This is a genomic window from Serratia sp. PGPR-27 (assembly GCF_022678525.1).
GTDB classification, from domain to species: domain Bacteria; phylum Pseudomonadota; class Gammaproteobacteria; order Enterobacterales; family Enterobacteriaceae; genus Serratia; species Serratia nematodiphila.
Map to the genome: position 1 here is coordinate 66,593 of NZ_JALBYS010000009.1, position 21,588 is coordinate 88,180.

Annotated in this window: 21 protein-coding genes and 1 pseudogene; 8 read left to right on the plus strand and 14 right to left on the minus strand. The window is 50.0% G+C overall.

What is annotated here, in order from left to right; translation table 11 throughout:
- Window positions 1-10 precede the first annotated feature (10 nt).
- On the plus strand, window positions 11-913 hold the full coding sequence (locus MMS95_RS07295) for a LysR family transcriptional regulator (RefSeq protein ID WP_031299766.1): 903 nt from the start codon (window positions 11-13) through the stop codon (window positions 911-913).
- 199 nt (window positions 914-1,112) lie between these two features.
- Window positions 1,113-1,451 carry a colicin E1 family microcin immunity protein gene (locus MMS95_RS07300; protein WP_004934067.1) on the plus strand — a complete coding sequence of 113 codons (339 nt, stop codon included), beginning with the start codon at window positions 1,113-1,115 and terminating at the stop codon, window positions 1,449-1,451.
- Between the two features lie 350 nt (window positions 1,452-1,801).
- On the opposite strand, the gene MMS95_RS07305 is transcribed toward MMS95_RS07300, so the two are convergent.
- The 8 genes from MMS95_RS07305 to MMS95_RS07340 all read right to left on the minus strand — a co-directional run bounded on the left by MMS95_RS07305 (window position 1,802) and on the right by MMS95_RS07340 (window position 7,609).
- Complete coding sequence (locus MMS95_RS07305) at window positions 1,802-2,656, minus strand: DUF4942 domain-containing protein (protein WP_242141520.1); 855 nt, start codon at window positions 2,654-2,656, stop codon at window positions 1,802-1,804.
- Window positions 2,657-2,889: 233 nt separating this feature from the next.
- Complete coding sequence (locus tag MMS95_RS07310) at window positions 2,890-3,258, minus strand: TA system toxin CbtA family protein (RefSeq protein WP_242141521.1); 369 nt, start codon at window positions 3,256-3,258, stop codon at window positions 2,890-2,892.
- A gap of 52 nt (window positions 3,259-3,310) precedes the next feature.
- A complete protein-coding gene (locus MMS95_RS07315) occupies window positions 3,311-3,646 on the minus strand; it encodes a type IV toxin-antitoxin system YeeU family antitoxin (RefSeq protein ID WP_228205405.1) in 336 nt (111 codons plus the stop codon).
- Between the two features lie 11 nt (window positions 3,647-3,657).
- Window positions 3,658-4,137, minus strand: coding sequence for a DNA repair protein RadC (radC, locus tag MMS95_RS07320; RefSeq protein ID WP_242141522.1), 480 nt, complete (start codon window positions 4,135-4,137; stop codon window positions 3,658-3,660).
- Between the two features lie 182 nt (window positions 4,138-4,319).
- On the minus strand, window positions 4,320-4,940 hold the full coding sequence (locus tag MMS95_RS07325) for a hypothetical protein (RefSeq protein ID WP_228205407.1): 621 nt from the start codon (window positions 4,938-4,940) through the stop codon (window positions 4,320-4,322).
- 27 nt (window positions 4,941-4,967) lie between these two features.
- On the minus strand, window positions 4,968-5,522 hold the full coding sequence (locus MMS95_RS07330; RefSeq protein ID WP_228205408.1) for a hypothetical protein: 555 nt from the start codon (window positions 5,520-5,522) through the stop codon (window positions 4,968-4,970).
- 247 nt (window positions 5,523-5,769) lie between these two features.
- Entirely contained in the window at window positions 5,770-6,651 is an 882-nt protein-coding gene (locus tag MMS95_RS07335) for a GTPase (RefSeq protein WP_242141523.1), read from the minus strand.
- A gap of 61 nt (window positions 6,652-6,712) precedes the next feature.
- Window positions 6,713-7,609: a hypothetical protein gene (locus MMS95_RS07340; RefSeq protein ID WP_242141524.1), complete on the minus strand. Its 897-nt coding sequence runs from the start codon at window positions 7,607-7,609 to the stop codon at window positions 6,713-6,715.
- Window positions 7,610-8,498: 889 nt separating this feature from the next.
- Between MMS95_RS07340 and MMS95_RS07345 the strand changes: the two genes are divergently transcribed.
- The 5 genes from MMS95_RS07345 (at window position 8,499) to MMS95_RS07365 (ending at window position 12,494) form a co-directional block, all read left to right on the plus strand.
- Complete coding sequence (locus MMS95_RS07345) at window positions 8,499-9,119, plus strand: inovirus Gp2 family protein (protein WP_242141525.1); 621 nt, start codon at window positions 8,499-8,501, stop codon at window positions 9,117-9,119.
- 175 nt (window positions 9,120-9,294) lie between these two features.
- Window positions 9,295-9,507, plus strand: a complete 213-nt coding sequence (locus tag MMS95_RS07350; RefSeq protein ID WP_242141526.1) for an AlpA family transcriptional regulator — start codon at window positions 9,295-9,297, stop codon at window positions 9,505-9,507.
- Between the two features lie 222 nt (window positions 9,508-9,729).
- Window positions 9,730-10,641 (plus strand): LysR family transcriptional regulator, encoded by a 912-nt coding sequence (locus tag MMS95_RS07355; RefSeq protein ID WP_242141527.1) that lies wholly within the window; start codon window positions 9,730-9,732, stop codon window positions 10,639-10,641.
- A gap of 94 nt (window positions 10,642-10,735) precedes the next feature.
- Window positions 10,736-11,608 (plus strand): SDR family NAD(P)-dependent oxidoreductase, encoded by an 873-nt coding sequence (locus tag MMS95_RS07360; protein WP_242141528.1) that lies wholly within the window; start codon window positions 10,736-10,738, stop codon window positions 11,606-11,608.
- Between the two features lies 1 nt (window position 11,609).
- Entirely contained in the window at window positions 11,610-12,494 is an 885-nt protein-coding gene (locus tag MMS95_RS07365) for an SMP-30/gluconolactonase/LRE family protein (protein ID WP_242141529.1), read from the plus strand.
- Between the two features lie 251 nt (window positions 12,495-12,745).
- Here the strand turns inward: MMS95_RS07365 and MMS95_RS07370 are convergent.
- Window positions 12,746-12,955 (minus strand): annotated as a pseudogene (locus MMS95_RS07370) (transposase); the annotation flags it as partial.
- Between the two features lie 156 nt (window positions 12,956-13,111).
- Here MMS95_RS07370 and MMS95_RS07375 point away from each other — a divergent pair.
- Window positions 13,112-14,232 (plus strand): IS3 family transposase gene (locus tag MMS95_RS07375; protein ID WP_242141530.1). Its coding sequence is split into 2 segments (ribosomal slippage): window positions 13,112-13,370 and window positions 13,370-14,232, totalling 1,122 coding nucleotides; the frame shifts between segments, so codons are not numbered across the junction.
- Window positions 14,233-14,322: 90 nt separating this feature from the next.
- Here MMS95_RS07375 and MMS95_RS07380 read toward each other — a convergent pair.
- The 5 genes from MMS95_RS07380 to MMS95_RS07400 form a co-directional block, all read right to left on the minus strand.
- Window positions 14,323-15,096, minus strand: a complete 774-nt coding sequence (locus MMS95_RS07380; protein WP_242141531.1) for a hypothetical protein — start codon at window positions 15,094-15,096, stop codon at window positions 14,323-14,325.
- A 105-nt stretch (window positions 15,097-15,201) separates the two neighbouring features.
- Window positions 15,202-16,053, minus strand: a complete 852-nt coding sequence (locus MMS95_RS07385; RefSeq protein ID WP_242141532.1) for a hypothetical protein — start codon at window positions 16,051-16,053, stop codon at window positions 15,202-15,204.
- A complete protein-coding gene (locus MMS95_RS07390) occupies window positions 16,050-17,798 on the minus strand; it encodes an AAA family ATPase (protein ID WP_242141533.1) in 1,749 nt (582 codons plus the stop codon). Before MMS95_RS07390 ends, MMS95_RS07385 begins: the two co-directional genes overlap by 4 nt.
- Window position 17,799: 1 nt before the next feature.
- Window positions 17,800-19,803, minus strand: coding sequence for a restriction endonuclease subunit S (locus MMS95_RS07395; protein ID WP_242141534.1), 2,004 nt, complete (start codon window positions 19,801-19,803; stop codon window positions 17,800-17,802).
- A complete protein-coding gene (locus tag MMS95_RS07400; RefSeq protein WP_242141535.1) occupies window positions 19,803-21,584 on the minus strand; it encodes a class I SAM-dependent DNA methyltransferase in 1,782 nt (593 codons plus the stop codon). The genes MMS95_RS07395 and MMS95_RS07400 overlap by 1 nt, the downstream gene beginning before the upstream one ends.
- Between the last annotated feature and the right edge of the window lie 4 nt (window positions 21,585-21,588).

The following is a 21,588-nucleotide window of genomic DNA, read 5'->3' on the forward strand; positions in this document are numbered from 1 at the left end:
CGGAGAGGCCATGCCGCAAAAAATTGATTTCAACCTGATCTATGCGCTGAATCTGCTGCTGGAAGAAGGGAGCGTGAGCGGCGCCGCCGAGAAGATGAATCTGAGCGCGCCGGCGATGAGCCGCATTCTGGGGCGCATCCGCCGGCAGTTCGACGATCCGATCATGGTCAGGGCCGGCAAGCATCTGGTGCCGACGCCGCGCGCGCTGGAGTTGAAACGCCAGCTCGGCGAGATCATCGAGCAGGCCGCCGCGCTGATCGCACCGAATGATGCGTTCGAACCCGGCAAGCTGACCCGAACCTTCACCATTCGCGCCAACGACATTTTTATCGGCGCGCTGGCGGGCGGCTTGCTGGAGACGCTGCGGGACATGGCGCCGTTAAGCGGCCTGAAGTTTATCGCTGAAAGCGACGGCGAGGATGACGCGCTGCGCAGCGGCAAGGTGGATCTGGTGATCGGTTCCTCGCGCGACTGGCACCCGGAAATCAAGACGCAGAGCCTGTTCACCAGCACCTTTCAGGCGCTGGTGCGCCCTGGGCACCCAATCATCGGCCGGGTAACGCCCGAAACCCTGACTCATTACCCGCATATCAGCGTCTCCCGCCGTGGGCGCACGCAGGGGCCGATCGACGACGCGCTGCGCGATCTCGGCCTGCAGCGCAACGTCGCCCTGACCCTGCCGGGCTTCCATTCGGCGATGATGCTGACCATGAAATCGGACTTTATCCTGCCGCTGCCGCGCCACGTGCTGCAAGGGGTGAGCAACATCCACCTGCCGTTGGCGGAGATCGAGCTGCCGCTCGAGCTGGAGTCGGTGTTTATCGTGCAGGCCTGGCACCCGCGCCTGGATCGCGATCCGGCGCATCGCTGGCTGCGGCAGACCATCAAGCAGTTCTTTTTGCAGCGGGAGTGAGGGGGTTAGGGGTTGGGGAGAAGAGACGCTCGCGGCAGAACCCAAATACGCCTGCCAGATAAGCCGGTAATATGGCATTTTGCCGAAGCCCTGCGCATACTCAGACGTCTTGGGTAAACCGAGCGGCGCGGGCAATGGCATCGATGTTCCATTTCGCCAAGCACGAAACAGAAAGGAACTCATGCGCAGGGAGGCGAAAATGACCAAAGTGTATTATTGGAAAAGTCAGGCGTGGGGCGTGACTTACTTTTTTATCGCGCTTTATTACATCTATTCTTTCCAGGACATGGTGAATATCGCACTTTCGTTGATCCTCTCCATCCTGAGCTTTTTACTGTATCCCTGTGCTAAAAAAGGCACTGAAACGGCCGCCCTGCAGTTCACGAGTGAAGAATTTTGGCACCGCGGACTGTTCGCCGATACCATAGGCAAAAATGGCGTGCTGATCCTGTATTATGCATTCTGTTATGTCATGGCCCTGCCGCTGGGCGCCCTGTATCTGCTTGCCCTGTTTCTCAGAAATAAAAAGGCCGCGTAAGCGGTTTTTACGTCAACGGCTTACTGCCTCATAGTCCTTCTTCATGAACGTTTCTTCTACCCACGCAAGCTGCACTAACACAAAGCGAAAGAAGCAAACTCACTCTACCGGAGCCGACAATCACAGAGGAGGTTGGGAGATATTGATTGGCGAGATCACAGGAGTCGCATAAGAACGTCAATATCGTGATACTAAAAGGATTATTTATCATGGATAATTAAGTAACCCCCATAAGCACCCCCAAATGCTTTTGCTTGCTCCTTTTTGTATAAAAAGCAGGCAACGAATGACTCGTGGATCTTGCGGATTTTACTCCATTTTTGATGCGGTAAATAGACTCACTTATCGCTTCAAAATGAATAGAGAGCACGCTCTTCTCGAGCTAACATCCCTGGATAGTGCTTCGCCACGATATCATTCATTTTCTCCACCAGATCCAAGCGTTTGAAAATTACATGCGCGGTACCTTTTTGAAAATAGCGGATACCAAACAGCTCATCCTCGTAACTCTGTTGACGAGGGTTATCTCGGATATACTCCATTAACCGCACAGAGATATCCCCACGATTGTCAGGAACGGGCTTACCATCCAACAGATACAACATTCGCTCCAAATCAACTAACTGGTCCCGCCGCCAGCCCCAACTTAAGCTGAATCCCCAACGGTTATGCGTGACCAGATTGTTAACAATGATTTTTTTGCCGAACATACAGGGACTGTTTGTTTTATATTCCCATGATAGTCCCCTGAAAACATTGATAACACCGCGCTCAAATACATCCTGTTTATTCAGATGTAGCTGTTCAAAAGTGCTGAGGATATTGTCTTCATTGATAGCTGGTAGGTCGCCCTCTTCCAAATTTTTATACCACTGCTCGCGAGCTTCAGCATCCATGAGAGCCAGCATGCCAGATTTCATCATCAGATCACGCCAAATACTGCGATCGATATTTTGGGTGATCAACTTTATAGCTTTGTCTGGCATTTCCATTAACCAGCAGTCATAGCGGCTTCCTTGTCTCATCGCCCACTCGCCAGCAGTCCCCCCACCAATTGAAGAAGTGAGTGAAGAAATTTCACTAAGCTGATAGATCAGCTGTTCTATCTGTTTCAGAGCGCTATCACGGCCAGCAACGACTCGCGCTACGCTGGTCGAGCAAATCACCTCGCTATGTTCAACTATTACTTCGGTTTCAGTTTGCATCATCGTAATCCTTACATAAAAGCAAACACGCCTACCAAATCAGTTAGACGTATTATGCAACAGATAAAAAGGGGATAAAGCTCAGGAAAGATAGTGTGGAAAGCGTTTCGCAAAACCTAGATGGCTAATAGCTTTATTGCCTATCGAATGCGAGCTTGCCCTCAAAAAACAAAATCTGCCAATCTGGGTGGGCAGGGCAGGTAATCAGCATGCCAGCAGTAATCCGGACAGGCTCATGTCTGTTTTTCGCCCCGGATAACTGAGGTGGTGGTCTGGTAACCCAGACGGGTCATCAGGCCGGTGGCTCGACGGGCACGGAGAATATCGATAGCCGTGATGAAGGGAGATTGTTCCTGGCAGGAGAACCCCCGGCGATCGATGCGAACCAGGTCGAACTTTTCCACCGTGAAATTCAACGCATCAGCCAGAGAGATACCGGCATCAATATGTTCGTGGATCACCGCGTCATCACTGAACTCGGTATCGTTAAGCGCCAATCCGTAATGCTGTTCCAGCAGATACGTGAGCATGGATTGCCAGACAATAACGGGTGATGGGCAAGCGTAAGCCGCCTGTTTCGGAGTGACAGGTAAGGTCTGCATGTGGGTTATCTCGTAGTTAGCTAGATGATCGATAGATATAAAAGGCGAAGATTTATGCAGTTGATTGGGGAGTAGGATAAATGGCGAGATACACATAACCGTGTGATCCCAGGCTATCGGCCTCACAGGTCAAGCCATTGCGGTACAACGTGACACAGTGCTGGTGGCGAGGGTTGAGCTCACCGGAGAGCAGCATCAGTTCCAGGTGGTTGATGAACTGCGGGAAAGTGTTATCTACATCTCGTAGCTGCGCGTCGCTGAAGGTCCCGCTGATATCGGCACGGTCGGCCAGAAAATGCAGTCGGTCGCCTTCCTGTACCAGGCGGGCGCCAAACTGCGGAGTGACGTTACGTTTAAGTCCCCAGACAGGGGCAATGATTGATGGCATCGTATCGCCCCCTATAACAAGCCGTGTTCAGCAAACGAATACACCGACATGCCGCCGACAATACAGTGATCCAGTACCCTGACCTCAACCAGAGCCAGCGCATCTTTAATCCTGCCGGTGATTTGCCGATCGGCAACACTGGGCTCAGCGTGGCCGGAAGGATGGCAATGCGCCAGAAGCACCGCAGCAGCATTGTGTTGCAGTGCCGCTTTCACGATTTCGCGGGGGTGGACTTCGGTACTGTTGATACTGCCGGTGAACAACGTTTCGTGGGCTAACAATCGATGCTGATTGTCCAGCCAGAGCACCATAAAGACTTCTCGCTCCAGCCTCGCCATTCGCAACCGCAACCAATCGCTGACGGTACCGGGTGAAGTGAATGAGGCTCCCGGCTCACGCAAATGGGCCTCCAGCAAGAACAGGGCGCGTTTGATAGTACGTTGTGTACTTAATGGCAGTTCAGTGACTGCAGGGGATAAGGTTAAGTTCATGATGTTATTCCCGTTGTTTTCAGTCGTTCATATGCATGATGGCGCTGTATTCAGGGCTCATTGAGCAGTAGCGCAGGAAACTGCTTGAAATAGGTCATCTCGGCTCCTTAATACAAAAAGCCCCATCGCGATCAGCGACAGGGCTCGAAGTGAGTAGCAGAATGATGGCGTTATTCAATTAGCTATTGGTGATCAACAAGGCGCTTGAGTGGTGATAACTGACTATTGCCTGATTTGATGTCGCATGATGTAGCCTTAGCATCAACCAATGCCTTCCCCAGGGCTGGGGCTAGCAATTTCGCAGGGTATTGGAAGCTGTACGCCAGAGGGACATGATCGAAGCTGCTGTCATTATGGTAGAAGTGAAAAACAAAGGTTCCAGTCTTGTGATCTAGCATTTTTGAAACAGCCTGTGCCAAATTAGCCGTCAGAAGGCTGTCCATCAACGTATCGGGATGATCGATACTGATGTTCATTTGATGAGCCCCTGCCGGGTAATACTGCAGGGTCATTCCCGTTGCCCCATCAGCCTTATCACCATAGATATCTTTCAGGTAATACAGGATATTCAAACGCGCTTCATCAGCGTTGCAGGTGAGCCTGAATTTCTCAGTAACTTTCCCCTTCTTCCCCGTGATGATAAATTCATCAACGCCATCCATAATACGGTCATGCTCAACCTGTACGCTGTCAGCCACCACATTCCGGTATTTTATCGGCTTGGGATCATAAGCCGCTGCGCATGCGGCCTGGCTCAACAGAGCGCTGACCAACAGGGTAAACATCATTATCATTTTTTTCATGTTCATCATCTCCTTGATAAAGATAACTTATTCCGAATCCGTTAGCGTAACGTAAATATTCCCGCCTGAGCGTACCTCTATCGTCAGCGGCTCTTTTGAGCCGGTATTCAGCAAAGCCTGAGCCTGATAAAAACGCCCTGCCACCTCCTCCTTGATATCTGTAATACGGATACAGTGCTCCTCTATGCCCTGACGCTGCAGGATTTTAGTGACCACCGGGCAAGCGCTTTGCGCCAGCCGTTCGGTACCCGATTGCGTTTTAAAATGATTACCGACCACGGCTGATAACACGGTGCAAATCAGCCATACCTGTAACAAGCGCCAGGGTTTCCCCTGACGCTCGTCACGTTGCCGCAGGTAAACCATCGGTAGCAGGAACCATCCCAGTGAAGGCGCAGTTTTCTCCTGTTTAAACAGGCTCAATCGGTCGAGGAGCACCCAGACCAGGGAGCAAAGCATATAAAGACCCAGCGCAACTTTCTGTGGGAGGAAGATAGCGGAGAGACCCCAGATAACAGGAAGGCCAATGGATAAACACCAGGCGTAGGTGTCCTGTTTGAAAAACGGATAAGGTTTCAACATAGAGAAATATTCCTTTATTAATAATTAATTAGAAAACAGTGGGATTGAACGACCTCCCCCGCGAGGGGATCGTATCGGGATGTAAAGAGGAGGGATAATCGTTAGTGAAGATCAATAAACCGAAACCGATCGTTGAAATCTATCGTTAAAAACGATCATTAATATTTATTTAATAGTCAAAAACTATAACAAATCTATATTCGATCGGCGAAACAGATCGAACACAACGCAGGTTTCTCGGCATACGTTAAAAGAAGCGATGCCAAAGCAATTTGGCCAGAGAGATCAATCGATAACGGATCCGTGTTAACCAGGCTCTGAGTGTGTGAGACTCCAGCAGGGCCTCCACGCTGTTGTCAAAGATTTCACCCACAACACGGGCAAAGCCCTCCTGTGCCGTGGTGGTCACCTTCTCCGTCCGATACACAGGCTCAAGCTGACTGGTAACTGCACTACTGGCTTTATCGGGTAAAATGGTGATGAGGGTTTCGACCCACTGAGATATGTTGAAACCTTCAGAGGCAGAAACCGCCAAAACAGGATGAATGGGAGAAAATAAGGTATTCACCTGGGTCACTTTCTCCTGTAGATTCTGCCGCTGCCGTAGAGAGGGCTGGTGGGTTGCAGTATTCCATTCTCGGCAAGGCTCTATTTTATCGGCCTGGCTGAGGACAAACAGAAAGTGGGCAGGATCTGCGCCTTGGGAAACCAACTGCTGGTAACACCGGATATCGTCATTCCATGCGCGGTCATCAGCTTTCAGCACCCAGACGATCAGGTCCAGCCTATTCAACCAGTGTTGGTACAAATGGGCATACATCTTATCAAGCATGGGTGTTTCACCGATCCCTGGGAAATCAACAATGTTGAGAGCATACAGACCCTCAGAGGTTCTGTACTGTTGAGCAAGACGGGTCCCCCCCTTCACCGCATCCACATTGGCAGGAGGAGACGTAAAAAGCGTATTACACAGGCTGGATTTACCTGCACCGGTTTTGCCCATCAGTCCGATTGTCGGTTCATAAGAGAGGGCACGACTGAGATTATGCCGGATCTCACGTACTGTGTTTGCTGGCAGACGGGAGAGTATCCTCGCCAGCGGCCTATTTGCCGGATGTTCGTTGCTCATCAATATCACCTGTGATAAAAATTTAATTTGGTTATCACAGAAGTAATATCGGTCTGAATATTTATGGAGCGAAAGGCTTTAAGATCCTTTTGAATTTCACATCTCTGTGATGAATGTGCACCATGCAGTTTACAGATTTCCGTCCAGTATCATTGTCTATAGAGATGCAATGAAAATCCTTATACTCATCCGCCATGTAATCCAGTTTGTACAAGGAAACACCAACGAAGTACCCTCCCGAGCGGGAAGTAGATGCATTATCGATTAAAATAAGCCGCTCATACTTGCTCTTATCCCAACCATTTACGGCCACATCTTTGAACTGTTTAAATCTGATCTGAAGAAAGTCTAGCCTGCTGTTCATGACATCGTCAATGATGAGAGGTAACACATGCAACTCAGGTCGAATGTTGAAGTGTAACTGGTCATAGTCATCACAATAATACTGAACCAATGCTTTTTTGACGAACAAATGAAGAATATCGGGCACACCACCCAACTGACCTATGATTAAGGGGATCATATTGGTGACATGCTCCCGTAGTGAATCTCGGACTGGTTTTTTTAATTCATTACTAATTTTACTGTTTAAAAGTTCAACCTGAGTATTTCTCTCAAACTCCGCGGTAAGGCGTTCATATTGATAATCACGCAGCACTAGTGACCTGGCATTGAGCATAACCCGTTTGTCTGATGTGTAGTTTCCTTTCTCCCTCATCACGGTACTGCGAAGGATTCGTGTTAAATCCCGCTCCTGTGTCTCAACTTCGTCTGAGCTTGTATCTGCACGTAACCCCTCCAGAAACACAGTGTCCGTTACATCAGACCTGAGACTTGCGATAACGATTTTCTGCACAAGTCCTGAAAGAGTGAGTTCCGTCTTTTGGGCTAGTTTTTTCAGGTCACTGTAGAGTGACCTGGATGGGAGATTAACGGTGATCCGGTTGTGGCTGGGCATGAGCACCTCTCAAGGTGCGGCACTTTTATCATTCAAGAAAGTGCTGCACTTTTTATAACATACTGACATGGTAACATAACGTCTCATTCACACAATAAGATCGAAACTCAACGCCTCTAGCTCTTTACGGCAGCAACCCAGGCTCTCCAGCTGTCTTATGTGATTTTTTACTGGGCTTTGTATTGCATGTAAGACCTTACCTTTTGGTTCTGCTCCCCCCTATCTTGCAGATGACTTCGGCAGTCTCCCACTCCCGATGATAAGATTGTTGTTCTTGCTGGCTGCTCAGCAGCCCCCCGTCACCCTTGCTGAATGTGACACCTTCCACTTTTCCGCCAGGAGCCCAGAACTCATCTCGTTAAGCAACAAGGTCCGTATACTCTGCTGTATTTTGCCCTGTTCTCCCGAGGATAACTCCCGAGTAAAATTGAGGGGTGAAAAACCGAATTTGTATCATCCAGGCCTCAGTGCTCCAAGGTTGCTTTCCCTCGCATGGACCAAACGTCTATCGGATATAATAATATATATTTATATAAATAATAAGGATTATATAGGTCAAATTAATAAACAAAATAAATCATATTGATTTTAATAAATATTAACCAATCCCATAAATATGACTTGATATGTCACCTGTAATCCTGATAGCCAGTAACTCCGTAGTAATACTATGCGAAACCCTAACCCCAAACCCAGCGTGAGAAGCAAAGCTCAACCCTCCACACTTACCGCCAAGCCTCTCCGCCAGAAATGACTAACGCACAACACAGGTTACGCCACAGCCCCACTGACCGTGCTTCCCCATATCCGATAACGCGCTCACTCACGCATCCCGTCATTCTCAAGTGAGCGAGTAATTATCTGTAAAATAACAACCCGAGACAGCGCTATGACAAGAAACACCTCTGAGACCCATAACCTCCATTACCTTTTGCGATTCCGTAGCACGCTGAACAATGCCCTGATAACACATCCGAGAACCTTTGCCGTCCGTGTAGACCTGCGTTTTCCGGATAGTTATTGCGTTGATGACAACAAAGCCATTGAAGCCTTTACACCGGCCATCAGGTCTCGTCTCACCGCGGTATTCAAACGGAGAAAGAAAAAGAACCCTGGTAAGCAAGTCCATAGTTCAGATCTGCATTTCATTTGGGTAAGAGAGAACAATCAGTGCGGGGAAAAAATCCACTATCACGCGCTGCTGATGTTTAACCGAGATGCCTTCTGGCGGCTGGGGAAGTATCAGAAAAAGGGGAACCTGGCAGACCTGATTACTCAGGCATGGTTAAGTGCGCTGAAGCTGAAAGGTGATGAATACCGTGCTCTGGCCTCGTTTCCGGAAAACCCGTGTTATCACCTGTTCAGAGCAAAGCTGGGGGCCACGGATGACTGTCAGGCGGTGTTCCAGCGCATTGATTATATGGCCAAACACCGAACCAAGCAGTACAGCAACAAGGTACGTACATTGGGATGTTCAGTCTCTGCACAAGGGACTTTCGATGAGGACTAAAAACCGTTGGAAAACACTCTGACGAGATTTCAGGTAATGCAGACGCATCACCATTCTGAAGATTAGGATTATCAGTACTTTTTTACACGGCCTTCCATCCACTGAGGAAGGCTGCAACACAAACTTAAAGACAGTCATTCCTCCTTTAACCAATTGACTTAAAGGAGATTTAATCATGAACACCAACACACCATCCCTTCTGAATGATCAGCTTGTCGATATGGCGTTTATCACTGGCTTTACGCAGCTTACAGACAAGTGGTTCTACAAATTGATTCAACTCGGTGAATTCCCGAAACCTATCAAATTGGGGCGTAGTTCTCGTTGGCTACAGAGTGAAGTTGAAGCCTGGCTACAGCAACGTATCGCAGATTCACGCGGTAACTAACAGAAATTAAAGGTAAGCGTCACATTTGAACCGTCTGTCAGAGCGGCCCGCTTTCCCTGAAAATAATGTCCATCATCTGTTTAATGGACATTATTTTATGAGTGAACGGGCATGGTTGATCGAGGTCTTTCGCCTCCACTACCTTCTGCTTAAAAGGTATATTTCTGCATCAGCAATATGGTATGAATCTCATAAAAACCCGAATGGTATCCATGTGATCTCATGATAGAAACCCGGCTTCTTATCCAGTTCATTGCCGTTGCAGAAGAATTACATTTCAACCGGGCTGCGCAGCGACTTCATATGGCGCAGCCTCCCCTCAGTCAGGCTATCCGCCGACTAGAACAGGAGTTAAGTGTCTCGCTGTTCGAACGCACGAACCGCAGTGTGTCACTTACGCCTGCAGGGATTAATTTTCTCGAATCAGCGCGAGAAGTGTTACGTGTTCTTGATGAAGGTGTTGAAAAAACCCGCCGCGTGTCACAGGGAATTGAAGGTCATCTCACCCTGACCTTTATCAGCATTGCCGGTTATGCCCCCCTTCTGCGTGCACTGAGAGAATTTCGTACCGCTTATCCGGCGATCTCCTTTACGATGCTGGAGGCCACGACTCAGGAGCAGACAGAAGCGCTTGAGCAGGGACGCGCGGACCTCGGATTTATGCGCACGCCCGGCAGGAGCGCACCAGGGCTGCGTTTCGACACCATCCTGCGTGAGCCGGTTATGCTCGCTCTGCCTGCCACACACCGCCTTGCACAGTGTGAAACCCTTCACCTCTCAGCCTTCCAGAGCGACCACTTCGTTTCAGCACCACGCCACCTGGGGCAGGGTTTTCACGACCAGCTGATCCAGTTGTGCGGAGCGGCAGGATTCAGACCCCATATTTCACAACAGGCCCGGCAACTGCAGACGCTCATTGCACTTGTTGCCAGCGGTTTCGGCGTCGCATTGCTGCCCGCCTCACTGGCCAAAGAGACACGGGAAGACGTGATATTCAGGCCATTCAGAGTCGATGCTCCGGCCGGGCTGCAGCACGTGGAACTCCTGATGGGGTGGAATGCACACTCGGCGTCTTTAATCCGGGATAAATTAATCGAAGAGATACACAGATCTATGGCACTCAGTGCAGATTAAGACGTTACAGATATTACCAGCCTACAAATAATATATTTTACCGGTTTCCTGTGACACGCGATCATCATGACTTCCATGATCACGGGGATTCAGCATGAGCAACACAAAACCGCTTACAGATACGCTTTTGAAAGATAAGGTCGCAATCATCACCGGCGCAGGACAGGGCCTGGGACGCGCATACGCGCAGTCGTTGCTGGATAATGGTGCGCGGGTTGTCATCAGCGACGCTGGCACAAACCGGTCTGGTGAAGGTGCCGCTGAGGATGTGATTTCAGAAGCTGCCCGCACCCTGCGCGCCGACCAGGGGCAACTGCTTTCACACAGTGGACGCCTGGACAGTGAGGAGGCGTGCAGGGAACTGATTGAACTGGCTGTTACCCGGTTAGGTAAACTGGACATACTGATCCACAACGCAGGCTGGGTGGACTATCAGCTTATCGAAGACCAGGATGAGGATTTCCTTGAGCGAGCCATCGGTATCAGTCTTCGTGCGCCGATCTGGCTGAGTAAATATGCATGGCCATACCTTAAACGCTCTTCCTCGCCCAGAGTAGTGCTTAACACGTCCGATCGTGCCATGTTTCAGCGTTATGCACAGCCCGGCCTCGTGGCTTACGCTGCGGGCAAAATGGCCCAGATAGGAGTCATGAATGCCCTGAGCCAGGAAGGCGAACAACATGGCATTCTTGTGAACGCTGTCTCGCCGGTTGCCAGAACACGCATGTGGGGGATTACGCAGCCTCCGGCTGACCTCAAACCGGAGTGGGTAGCGCCTGGCGTCCTTTATCTGTCAAGTCCGTTGTGTCAGGACACTGGCTACATCCTTCGTGCCAGCAATGGCCAGTTCACCGCCACGCGTTTTTGTGAGAATCCAGGCGTTGTTTACCCCACAGACCTGAAGCGTGTCGAGTGTGAAAGCGTGACGGATGTCGCCCGCCTTTGGCAGCAGATAAAAGAGGTCTGAAATGCCTGACGGTTACGATATGCGTCGCGTTACAGAGGTGCGCGCCGAACTGGGTGAAAGTCCTGTGTGGGATGAACAGAAAGGTGTGTTGTATTTCGTGGACATCACTCGCGGAAGGATCCATGTGCTACTGCAGAATGGCAGGACAGAAACCGTTTATAAGTCAGCGGCACGTATTGGCGCCCTGGCGCTGACCGACAAAGGCAATCTCATTTTCACAGAAGACACAGCCGTTGCCATGCTCGAACTGCAGGCCGGAGAAGTGAGCCTCATCAGTCCGGCTGTTCACGACGGTACAGGATGTCGCTTCAACGATGGTGCCTGCGATCCGCAGGGCCGTTTTATTTCAGGACTTATGCATGAGGGGCCGGATCGTAACCCTGGCGCGCTTTACCGTTTTAGCAGCTCAGGTGACGCCTGTCTAATTCAGCAAGGGATCGCTCTGCCTAACGGAATTGCATGGTCGGAAGACGGAAACACCGTCTATTTTGTCGATTCGATCACCTGCTCGATTTTTAAGGCGACTTATACGGCACATGGCAAACCTGCAAATGTCAGACTGTTCGCAAGGACGCCCACCGGACTGGGACGTCCGGATGGCATCGCTCTGGATAAGGAGGAGGGCTTATGGGTCTGTCAGTTCAATGGGGGATGTCTGTTACGCTATGACCGGAACGGGTATCTGAGCGATAACGTGACAATGCCTGTTCCGCGTCCAACCAGCTGCTGCTTCGGTGGGGACCAACTCGGAACGTTATTCATTACCACTGCTCGTTTTGCTATGACTGATTCGGAGTTGATCCAGTACCCGGACGCCGGAGACCTGTATGCCATTAATCCCGGAATATCGGGCAATTCAAGGTACCGCTTCAAAGAGTGCCGGTGAGGCAAAACGCGCCCGCTTCGTGCCGACGCTGAGAAAGACTGAACCAGCCTTTCGGTACTACAGGGCCTGGAGAGAATGAACAAAAAGTTGCCTGAAGCGAATGGGCATCTCGGTCGTGGCACGCGGGATGGAGCAGATGCTGAATACTCCGGGTGAACTGGATCTGAACCGGCTGATGCGGTTCCTGGGCATAAAGGAAAAAGAGCTGCCGCCCGTCCGTGTCGTTCAACATAACCTAAGCAGTTACGCAGATCGAAGCTCAGACCGGCAACCAGCCTCTTCAGGCGAAGGTTTTCCTCTTCGAGCTGCCGCATATGCTTCAGTTCTGAAGGAGAAATCCCGCCGTACTTTTTGCGCCAGCTGTAGAACGTGGCATCGGAGATGCCCAGCTTGCGGCAGACTTCCGTAATGTGATCTACACAATGAATGCCATCGAGTCGCTGAACAGCGTGATCCCGCATGCTGGACTGACGACGCCACCAGGCCGCAAGAATGTCACCGAGCTCGGCCCAGTTGAGAGGATTAGTTGGCATCTTCATGACTCCCTGACCTGCTCCCCGTTGATTAATACACACCGATGTTAGTAATGTCTTCATAAGCCACATGAGGACATCCCCATGAAGAAGCGTTTTTCCGACGAACAGATCATCAGTATCCTCCGCGAGGCTGAAGCCGGGGTTTCTGCCCGTGAGCTCTGCCGTAAGCACGCCATTTCCGACGCCACCTTTTACATCTGGCGTAAGAAGTATGGCGGTATGGAGGTGCCCGAGGTTAAGCGCCTGAAGTCGCTTGAGGAAGAGAACGCCAGGCTCAAGAAGCTGCTTGCCGAAGCCATGCTGGATAAGGAGGCGCTTCAGGTGGCTCTGGGGCGAAAGTACTGACGACAGGCCAGAAGCGGGAAGCCGTGGTGTTGATGTGTGATGCGACCGGTCTGTCGCAACGTCGTGCCTGCCGGCTTACAGGTTTGTCCCTGTCGACCTGCCGTTATGATGCTCAGCGTCCAGCTGCTGATGCACATTTATCAGGGCGTATTACTGAGCTGGCGCTTGAACGCAGACGTTTTGGTTATCGGCGCATCTGGCAGTTGCTGCGGAGGGAGGGCCTTCACGTCAATCACAAGCGGGTATACCGTATTTACCACCTTAATGGACTGAGCGTAAAACGCAGACGACGCCGTAAAGGGCTGGCGACCGAACGGTTTCCGCTTCTGCGCCCGGATGCACCGAACCTTACATGGTCGATGGATTTCGTTATGGATGCACTGGCCAACGGTCGCAGGATCAAGTGCCTGACCTGTGTGGATGATTTCACGAAAGAGTGTCTGACGATCACCACTGCTTTCGGTATTTCAGGCGTTCAGGTCACACGTATTCTGGACAGCATCGCGTTGTTTCGGGGGTATCCGACGACAATAAGAACCGATCAGGGCCCGGAGTTTACCTGCCGCGCGCTCGATCAATGGGCCTTTGAGAATAGTGTGGAACTACGGCTTATCCAGCCAGGTAAGCCAACGCAGAACGGATTTATTGAGAGTTTTAACGGACGCTTTCGCGATGAGTGTCTGAATGAACACTGGTTCAGCGATATTCTTCATGCCCGGAAAACGATTAATGACTGGCGGCAGGATTATAACGAGTGCCGTCCCCATTCATCGCTGGATTACCAGACACCAGCTGAATTCGCAACGGACTGGCGAAACAGGAAATATGAAGAAAAACCAACCGACATTACTAACTGAAGGTTGTATCTAATCCTGGGGGCAGGTCAGTGTTGCACACACTGAAAAAATAAATACAAGAGTGAAAATCAAACAGCACAATCATCGGTTCTAAAAGCCTGGCGAGTATTTTACTGGCGACATAGCACCTTTCTTGCGCAAGTCATCCGGCATTTTCTTGCCCATGTAAAGTTTGCTAATGTTAGGTGGTGCTTCCCTACCTCTGAAGCCAAAACGACCAATGGTGGTCGACTCCAGTTCTGGGTTATCCCCCCAGTACATGGCCCCAGGAAAGTTCTCCTGCGTCGCAGGTAGCCATTCATCGGCAATAAACACACCTCGTACGATGCCACGCACTGTAGCCAGAATTACTTCTGCCTTTCTCGCTCGATGAACATTTATTCGCCAACAAAAACGCACAGCGTCATAAATACACGACTCCTTCACACCTCGATTAACGGAGATCATAAGCACTTTATGGCGAAACTCAATCGTCTCAGGTGCGTAAGTAGCAATAAGCTCCTTGATGTGCGCCGCTCCAAACTCATTGCTACCTGCGCCATTCATGATGTTGGTAAGACCTGGATATGCATCTATAAGAGCTGCCTCTACATGAAACGCTGTTTGCTCATCAGATATTCCATGCCGATGGATTACATGAATCACCTCCAACCCAGCAGCTTTTATCTCTCTGATTTGTCGTATTTTTTCACTTAATAATTCATCGTCAGCCCCTGCGGATGCCTCGCCCCGCATGTGAGCAAAGATACGATTCCCCCGACCTTTCCCAACGTAGAATGTGCTGCCATCACGCGGATCAATAAGACGGTATACGTACCATCCAAGATGCTCAATAACACCCGCAGGAAATTCTTTAATATCCATATTTACTTTCCTATATATTAAATCCAACTAAATAACAATCGTCAAAAAACGCAATAAAGTTAAATCAATACTGTTAGTTAGAAACCGAGAGAGCATTAAACTAAATTACCCTACCAACCTCAAAAGTTTGCTGTCATTACGTAACCAAACACACCACTTAGCAACTGATGACAACTCAGCATCTGCCTTAGTAAGTTTTACAATTTCACGCGCCGAAGCCTTAACTCGCTCACGAGCAGCAGCTGAGTACTTAGCCTCCGAGAGTGCACGCTGATATTCACTAATATGCCTAGTTACATTCTGCCAGACCTTGCGCCTTTCTTCCGCTAACGTTTGGTGTTCTGTTAACTTCAGTCGCTCAACCGTCCGCATCACACGCACACGTTCCCAACGAGTAATTCCTGGGGCTGGAACTGCTTTCCCCTCTTCATCGAAAGCTAATAGCGTGACATCATGAGGATTTGTTGGGTCAAGAAAATGGGGTATTTCATCCCCCTCACAACGGCGATTAAAGGTAGAACAGCTGGATCCAAATCGTAGCGGAAACCAAGTCCCTTTCTTTCTATTTGGTACAGTACCTGCGATACGAAAATTAGCGTAGTCAAAAGCCAGCCACCAGTACCCATCACGTTCAATACCTTTGATACCACGTGCCGACTTTTTAGGTCGAAAGTGCTCAACATCAAGATGGGATGCAATATCTCGAGCTTCCGTGAACCAGCACTTTTTATGAGAAAGGGACAGCAACCAAGGCTTGAGCTTACTCCAGTGTTTGCTATTTTTATCAATCAGATCATTACGTTCCTTGACAAGCCCTTGCGTATTCAGCGCTGCCAGCTGAGTAACCAATCTTGCTGACTCAGCAAGCCAAGCATCCCAATCCTGCTGGGACCAACGAATGTCATCAGGCAAATCCCTATCAGTTGGTAGTTTGCTATCAAGATCAATAAAGATCACTTTTTGCCTTCCTCTCGCAAGATCTCGTCAATTATTTCGTCGGCAATCGCATCTTGTTCACTTTGTTCCTGAGGAGATAATACCGGTTTATGGAAACGAGTATGCTTGGCCATCCGACGTACAAACTTGGCGTAAAATGGATCCTTGAAATCCGAATTGGCAAATCCTAAATCTGCCAGCTCTGCGCTCAAGCGCTTCAGTTCATCATCCTGAGCATCAGTGCGTTCATCTAAAGCAAACAGCTCATTACGACGAAATAAACGACGTTCAGTTTCTATATCTAATGTGGATGAAAGACCGAACAGTTCACTCTTGAGTAAACCGGTTATCCCCATACCCTGTGGATGTTCATCCGGTATTTCCACCATAGTCTGGTTACCGTCACGGCGCAGTATATGCACTTGTTCACGTTTCAAACCACCCAACATAATAGGGTCATGAGTAGTGATTAGGATTTGTGAACCACCTTGAATCAAACCGCCCTCATCGGAAGCAAACACATTTTCGATGTCATCGAAATAACGCAGTTTCCAGATGGGATTTAAATGAGTATCTGGCTCGTCGAGTAAAAATAGGCAATGATCTTCGTGGGTGATTCGCATCAGACCGAGCACAGTCAACATTTGCAACTCCCCCTCTGACAGTTGCGCGAAACTCACCTTTCCACCATGCTCATCGCGTTTCTTCACTGTGATGCGAACTTCTTCGATCAGATCACTAATATAAGCACCCTCGGCGTAGCGGAAAAAACTGTCGGTACTGCCTACCAGTTCGCCAAGTAGTGTAAGCTTCTCCTGACTTGGTACGAAAAGGTACAGCTGCTTCTGTTTTTCGGTACGGCCACGGAAGTCGATCTGTTTGGTCGCCTCTTGCTCAATCGGAGCCCAAGCCACTTGCCACAGCTTGTCGAGGAATTCGCTCACCACATTGCCCCGTGCATACCAGAAACGTGGATCACCCTCGTTCAGTTCCTGTTCGTCGAATTTGCCACTGCGACGCTTTTCACGCAGGCGGTGCGGTTCTTTCAGCACAAATAGTGCAGATTCCAGCGACTCGATGTGCAGGTTCTTCAGCACCTTCTGAAACACTGGGTCGTCAGACAGTAGGCAGGCCAGCAACACCAGTTGGCTATGGCCACCACGACAGTAAAATAAGCGGCGCAGGCGGTCGTCACCTACTTGCTTCAACCGCGACTCGCGGCGGCGTTTGGCTTCTTCGACAGCGCGAATATCTGCCTCGGAGCCGGTAAAGTTCCCCAGAAGTTGCTCAGACAGTACTTCGTCCGTAGGGATTTCCTGGCGTTGATTGAAGCGGCGCTGGTGTTCTTGAAACAAGCTTTCGATACGCTCGTTGCGACCCGAGTAATAAGCAAAAATGTGCGCAGGCAGCAGCTCACGGTTTTTCAGCAAGTAACCTTGTGATTCGGCTTTACCGTCCACCCACACATAGGGGCGCTTTTGCTTGGAAGTATCAGCCTCAATGCGTACCACATGACCACGAATGCTATATTCCAGCTTGTAATCAAAAGCCGCTTCGCGGTCCAGATCCACATCGCGAAAGATAGTGATCAGCACCTCGATCAGGTTGGACTTGCCGGTACCGTTCTGACCAATCAGGGCATGGCTACGGATAGGTTTGGGTGGTGCATCTGTTGCGCCTGCAGTGGGGTGCAAGTGCGTTGCGAAAGCGATATCGAGATCGCGCAGATTACGAAAAGCGGGGATGAGGATGCGCAGCAATTGCATATCAGGCGCTCACCTTGTCGGCTGGTTTTTCAAGCACTTCGGCGGGGGCAGGTTCCAGAATCCAACCGTGTACCACTTCTGTTTTCAGTTGCGCGTAAAAAGCATCGATCTCACTGCCGAAGCGCTGCCATAAATCCTTGGCGCCCATCTCTCCTTGGTGACGAGCTAGAATGGTGGCCAGCGGAGCTTGGGCTTTGATATCCGGCGTAATGCCTAAACGCAGCGGAGCAATCAACTCGGTCTGTGGGACTTTCATGGGTTCCTCTTGTTGTTCGATAGTGAGGCCGGTAAATGCTGCAACAGTCGCGCTAGCCAGCAATAATGCCAAGTGATTCTTACTCTCTAGCTTTTTGCGCCAAATACCAGCTTGCTTCGTCAGTGCATCAAGTTTGGCCAAAATTGCTCGTTGCTCATCAAGCGGTGGAATAGGCATTGGAAAGCTTCGAAGTTGCGTCATATTGATTGAAGCTAGGTTGGTTGTCTGTTTTGAAGCTCCGGCGAAATAGTTACGGCCAATGCCTGAATTGAATACAAGTTCGACCCATTCGTTCAGTAAGGACAATGAAGGAACCCGAGCCTTGAATACGTGGTTTTGATGAAGGCAGTTATCGACACCACCTCGCCATATTGCCGTGCGACCGACCTTGTCCCAATCACCGCCTTCAGTGATGAGCAAATCACCTTCTTGGACAAGATATTTATTCAACTCCTGTTTTCCGATCTGGATTGTTTTCAGATCAGTCAGCTTGAAGAATCCGCGTTGAACGTTGGCAACAGCCAGATAAGGGCACGTCATGACATCACGTCCACGCAAGTCGCGACCTTTAGTTACCCCTCCAATAACCACCGCGACTTTATCAAACGGTGCAATAGCCCAATGTTCTGGGTATACAACTTCCGAGTCAGCAACTAAGATTTGTTTCTGCCGACGCATCAAACCTGACATGATGTATTGGCCGCGTAAACTATCGCAATCGGCCATGATACTGTCCACAGGCGCAAGCGATGTTGATGGCGAAGAAAGCAAACCACGGACAGCAATATTTTTGAGCTCTGCGATGAACTCATCCACATCTTCCGGAGCATGAAATAGCCTACCCAAATTGTCTGCCAATTGCGTCCAACTGGTTCGCAGTTCTTGCGGACTGGTGGCGCTGGCGACGGCTTGCAACGTGGACTGACGCAGGGCGTTTTGCAGTTTGCGACGGGCTTGCTGCTGCGCCTCCAGCTTGTCACACAAAGCCATCAACTCATCGACTTTGGCGACGATGTGGGATTGTTCTTCCTTTGGTGGGATTGGCATTGGAATTGGCCGCATCCCTCCGAGTGAAATATTTGCAATATTTGTTGTTTGACTTGCCGTGCCACGCATCCGTGCCTGCATATAAGGGCTGCGTAGCGCAAGATAAAGGTACTCAGGTTCAAGAATATGAGGGCGTACTGCGGCGATGAAACCGCCAAATGTTGCACGTTCTTTGACGTCTCTCACTAGTGCCACTTTACCAACCAGTTCGTAGCTATTTGCCATTGAGATCATGGTGTCACCTTTTTCGACCCATTGATCGACCCTGGTAACAAATTTTTGTTCGATGAAAATCAAATCATTCCAATCGATTTCCGACTGGACATTGCTGGTACGGAGGCAAGCTACCACATCGGAAGACCGGGTAGTTTGCTTTTTTGATGCGGGAAATGTGACGCCTCTGACAATCTCGCAAACGTTCCCTAAACGCTCATAAGCCCAATTTTCGGGCAGTTTAAATTTCAATTCAAAATCTTCGATATCGGGTTGAGGCATGGGCCTACGAAGCCTTCCGCTTTTAACCATTTCTTCGCGAAAAATCTTAATTTCTGAGAGAAGCGATCGGGCATTTTCAGACCTATCTGATGTTGTAGTTAATTTGCCCCTAATCGCTAAATCAAGAATCAGTTCGCGTAACTTACCAATACCCCCCGGCGCATTGGCAATATACCCAAATTCGGCTAAAAACTGTTTCACGTCCATCAGGCATCCTCACCAGAAAAGTGGTGAGCTAGGGCTGCGGCCAACTCACTTTTGAGCTGATTTTCGGTTTCTTCAATTTCGCCCAGCAATTTTTTGTACTTATCCAGCAGCCGATCCGGGTCATGGGTTTCCTCTTCCGGCGCGTTCGGGTTTTTTAGGTCGAGGTTGAAGATAGGCCAGTAGAGGCGATCCCCTGCTGCCTGTGCATCGCGAGCTTGCAGGCGCAGCAGTTCAGCTTTGGCGCGCAGCTCGACAATCTGCGATTCGATTTTTTTGCGGTAGGCCCTGTCGGTGCTACCCCCCAGGCTGTTGCGCAAGTCTTTTGCTTCTGCTTCCAGCGCAGCGGACTGGTTATTCAGCTCTTCAGCGCGTTGCCAGTGTGGCTGTGCAGCGACTTCGGCCTGTTCGCGCTTGGTCTTGAAATCAACCTTCCAGGCGAATGCGTTTTCCACGCGGTCGGCAAAGTCGTTTTCCTCCGAGCCCCACCACTCTCGCTCAGGTTCGAATTCTTCCCGCCGGATAGGCTTGGTTTTGGAATAGCTCTTGTAGCCTTGTGGATAGGGATGCTCATAGAACCAGATGGTATCGGTGTGAAAGTGCTCGGTGCCGTCATTGACCATGTTGCCCTTGGTAAAGAACAGCAGGTTGGTCTTGATGGTAGTGTACGGCGCAAACACCCCCTTGGGCAGGCGGATGATGGTGTGCAACTTACAGTCGCGCAACAACAGCCTTTTCAGAGAGCCTTTGATGCCATCGCCAAACAGAAAACCATCGGGTAGCACCACGGCGGCGCGACCCTTTTCCTTCAACAGTTTCTTGATGATGAGCGCCATGAACATGTCGGCGGTTTCGCGGGTGCGCAAGTCAGCCGGATAGTCGCTGCCCACGCCATCGTCTTCATACCCTCCGAATGGGGGGTTGGTGATGATGCAATCAACCTTGCCGCTGGCGCTCCATTCGTTCCAGCCAATTCCTAACGTGTTTTTGTGCTCTATCTGGCTTGGCACGTCAATACCGTGCAGTAGCATGTTGGTGGTGCAGAGCAGGTGCGGCAACTGCTTCTTTTCGATGCCGAGGATCAGATCTTCAATGGCACGCCTGTCTTCAGGACGCGGTGATTTCATTGTCGAGAGTTGGTTTCGGAAATGCTCTATGGCGGCGGTCAAGAAACCACCTGTTCCACAGGCGGGATCCATTACTGTCTCACGCTTATCTAGACGCGGGTTAACTCTATCAACCATAAAAGCTGTGATGGCACGCGGGGTGTAAAATTCCCCTGCATTACCTGCGCCGCGCAAATCGTTGAGTAATTGCTCGTACACATCGCCAATATTGGCGCGAATGGTAAAATCGTGGAAATTGATAGCGTCTTCCAGCTTCTCGATCACCGCCAGCATCTGCGGGCCGGATTTCATGTAGTTATTAGCATCTTCAAAGACACTACGGATGACTTTGTGCTGGGGGCTTTTGTTAGCATCAATCTCTTTGAGCGTTGGGAATAACTCGTTGTTGACGAAGCTGATCAATTCACTACCGGCAATTTGTGGTTTCTTTTTGCCATCATCACCCTCTATATAAGCTGCCCAGTTACGCCAGCGGTACTTTCCGGGCAAGGGAGAGATATACGCCAGGTTATCATCCGCCCATTCCTCCTCACGTTGATCAAACACCTTGAGGAACAACATCCATGTGAGCTGACCGAGACGCTGTGCATCTCCGTCGACACCGTCATCTTTGCGCATGATGTCTTGAATGGATTTAATGGTACTACTGAGATTCATCTTT